The organism is Plasticicumulans sp., from assembly GCF_035331805.1.
In the GTDB taxonomy this organism is placed as follows: Bacteria; Pseudomonadota; Gammaproteobacteria; order Competibacterales; family Competibacteraceae; genus Plasticicumulans.
Map to the genome: position 1 here is coordinate 1 of NZ_DAOLKE010000394.1, position 3,034 is coordinate 3,034.

Genomic DNA, 3,034 nt, shown 5'->3' on the forward strand with positions numbered 1-3,034 from the left:
CGGCGGCGGCGCCGGACGGCCGGATTTCGCAGCGCCGGCAACGCCGGCCGGCCCCGCGACGGCCGAAGCCGGCGGTGATCCGTTCGGCCTGCTGGCGCCGGCGCCGCTCACGTCTGCCCCGGTTCCGGATCACGTGCCGTCCGAGCAGCAGGCCTTCGTGCCGCCGGCGCCGGTCAGTGACGATGACTGGGATGCACTGTTTCCGGCCCCGGCCGCTGCCGGCGCAGCGCCGGTGCGGCTGGACATTCCCCCGGCCGCCAAAACCCCCGATCCGCTGTTCGCCGGTCTCGGCCCGCTCGCCGAAGAATCCGCGCCGCCGGCTGCCCCGCCACCTGACGAGACCCCTGCGGTGCCGGCCTTCACGCCCGCCCCGGTCTCCGGGCCCGTACCGACCCCGGTGCCCGCACCCGTACCAGTCCCGGCACCCGCGCCGGCCACCCCGGCCGCTGCAGCCCCGGCGGCCGAACTGATGGCGGCCCTGCTGGAAGGGGCCGGTCTCGCGCATCTGCAGATTCCGCAAGCCCGCCAGGCCGATCTGCTGCGCGCCCTCGGCGACAGCTACCGGCGCATGGTGGAGGGCCTGATGACCGTGCTGCGGGCCCGCTCGCACGTGAAGGGCGAGTTCCGCATGCAGCAGACCTCGATCCGGCCGATCGAGAACAATCCGCTGAAGTTCGCGCCGAACGTCGAGGAAGCGATGACGCTGCTGCTGACCCTGCGCAGCCAGTCCTACCTGTCGCCCGAACGCGCCGTGGCCGAGGCCTTCGAGGACTTGCAGGCGCATCAGCTGGCGATGATGGCCGGCATGCAGGCGGCGCTCGGCCACCTGTTCCGGCGTTTCGACCCCGCGACGCTCGAAGCCCGCTTCGGCAGCGGCGGCCTGCTGCCCGGCAGCCGCAAGGCCCGCTGCTGGGAGCAGTTCACGGCGCTGTACCAGGACATCGCCCGCGAGGCCGAGGACGATTTCCAGGAACTCTTCGGGCGCGAGTTCGTGCGCGCCTACGAAGAACAGATCGCCCGCCTGCGCTCGCGCTGAGCCCGCCTGCACCCGGACCGGCCTGCCGACCGGTTCGCGCCGCCTACACTTCGCCGCGATCGCCAGTCGCCACCGGAGACGTGCCATGAACCTTCGCCACGGCCTGTCCGCCCTGGGCCTGCTCGTGCTGCTCGGCGCCTGCGCCGCCCCGGCCCCGCCGCCACCGACCCGCATCAGCGGCCAGATCGAGGCGGCAACGCCGCTGAATCCCGGCCCCGGCGGCGGTTCGCTGCCGCTGCGCGTGCGGCTCTACGAACTGAAGAACCCGGGCACCTTCCAGAGCGCCGACTTCTTCTCGGTCTGGGACAACCCGCAGGCGAAGCTCGGCGCCGACCTGCTCGGCACCGAGGACTACACGCTGCAAGCCGGCGCCCGCCAGCCCTTCGAACGCACGCTGGACCCGCAGGCGCGCTACGTCGGCTTCGTCGCCGCCTACCGCGACCTCAACGGCGCGGTCTGGCGCCAGTCGCTGGCGGTGCCGGCCAACCAGACCACCCGGCTGCGCGTGCAGGCCGGCACGAAAACCCTGAGCGTCGGCGCCGGGCAGTGACGGCGCTGCCGCTTCCTCCAAGGCCTCTTTCACGGAGCATCGTCTGCAGATGAGCTGGCACAGCAAGGTCGTGTGGTCCGAGGGCATGTTCCTGCGACCACAGCACTTCCAGCAGCAGGAGCGCCATCTCGACCGGGTCCTGCAAGGCGTTTGCGGCGCGCTCGAACCCTATGTCTGGGGCTTTGCGGGACTTGCGCTCGATCGCCAGGCGCTGACGCTCGGGCGCATCGCGATCGCCTCGGCGCGCGGCGTGCTGCCCGACGGCACGCCGTTCTCGATCCCGGATGATGACGCCGCGCCGCCGCCGCTGGCGGTGCCCGATGATCTGCGCGATGCGCGCGTGGTGCTGGCGCTGCCGCTGCGCCGCCCGGGCCTGCGCGACACCGCCCGCGATGGCGAGGATGCCGCGATCACGCGCTACCGCACCGAGATCGCCGAGGTGCGCGACAACAACGCCGGGCTCGAAAGCCTCGCGCCGGTCGAGCTGGCGCGCCACAACCTGCGCCTGCTGACCGATCGTCAGGACCTCGGCGAGTACGCCTGCCTCGGCATGGTGCACGTGATCGAGAAGAAGACCGACCAGAGCGTCGTGCTCGACGAGCGCTACGTGCCGCCGGTGCTCGATGCGCTGCAGCAGCCGGTGCTGGCGGCGCTGGTGCGCGAGATCGAGGGCCTGCTGCACCAGCGCGCCGAGGCGCTGGCCGGGCGCGTCGTTGCCTCCGGACGCGGTGGCGTCGCCGAGATTGCCGACTTCCTGCTGCTGCAGGCCGTCAATCGCGCCGAACCGCTGTTCACGCATCTGGCGCGCGTGCGCGCGCTGCACCCCGAGCCGCTGTACCGCGAGCTGCTCGGGCTGGCCGGCGAACTGGCGACCTTCACGCGCCCGAACAAGCGCCCGCCCGAGTTCCCGGCCTATGACCACGACGATCTGGCCGCGACCTTCGCGGCGGTGATGGCCGAAATCCGCCAGGCGCTGTCGATGGTGCTCGAACAGAACGCCATCCAGATCCCGCTGCAGGAACGCATCGCCGGCGTGCACGTCGGCGTCATCACCGACCGCAACCTGATCGGCAAGGCGAGCTTCGTGCTCGCGGTGCGCGCCGACGTGCCCGGCGAGATCCTGCGCGCGCGCTTCCCGACCCAGGTCAAGATCGGTCCGGTCGAGCACATCCGCGATCTGGTCACGCGCCAGCTGCCCGGCATCGGCCTCAACCCGCTGCCGGTCGCGCCGCGCCAGATTCCGTACCACGCCGGCCTGACCTACTTCGAACTCGATCCGGCGAGCGAACTCTGGAAGTCGCTCGCCAGTTCCGGCGGCTTCGCATTCCACGTCGCCGGCCAGTTCCCGGGGCTCGCACTGACCTTCTGGGCGATCCGCAGCTGAGCCACTGGCAGGAGCATCCGTCATGGTGGATCCGAACGATCCGTTCGCCGGTCTCGGCGGCGAC

3 protein-coding genes are annotated in these 3,034 nt (G+C 71.9%); all 3 read left to right on the plus strand.

The annotated features are described in order from the left end of the window. On the plus strand, nucleotides 1-1,036 hold a 1,036-nt coding region (gene tagH / locus PKE44_RS17380), incomplete at its 5' end, for a type VI secretion system-associated FHA domain protein TagH (RefSeq protein ID WP_324553780.1). An 85-nt stretch (nucleotides 1,037-1,121) separates the two neighbouring features. Beyond that, nucleotides 1,122-1,586 (plus strand): type VI secretion system lipoprotein TssJ, encoded by a 465-nt coding sequence (gene tssJ / locus PKE44_RS17385; protein ID WP_324553782.1) that lies wholly within the window; start codon nucleotides 1,122-1,124, stop codon nucleotides 1,584-1,586. Nucleotides 1,587-1,635: 49 nt separating this feature from the next. Further along, nucleotides 1,636-2,970 (plus strand): type VI secretion system baseplate subunit TssK, encoded by a 1,335-nt coding sequence (tssK, locus tag PKE44_RS17390; protein ID WP_324553784.1) that lies wholly within the window; start codon nucleotides 1,636-1,638, stop codon nucleotides 2,968-2,970. Nucleotides 2,971-3,034: the final 64 nt, after the last annotated feature.

Bases quoted from the DNA above. Each gene is read 5' to 3' on its own strand.
- tssJ (WP_324553782.1), top strand. From the start codon at position 1,122: ATGAACCTTCGCCACGGCCTGTCCGCCCTGGGCCTGCTCGTGCTGCTC.
- tssK (WP_324553784.1), top strand. From the start codon at position 1,636: ATGAGCTGGCACAGCAAGGTCGTGTGGTCCGAGGGCATGTTCCTGCGA.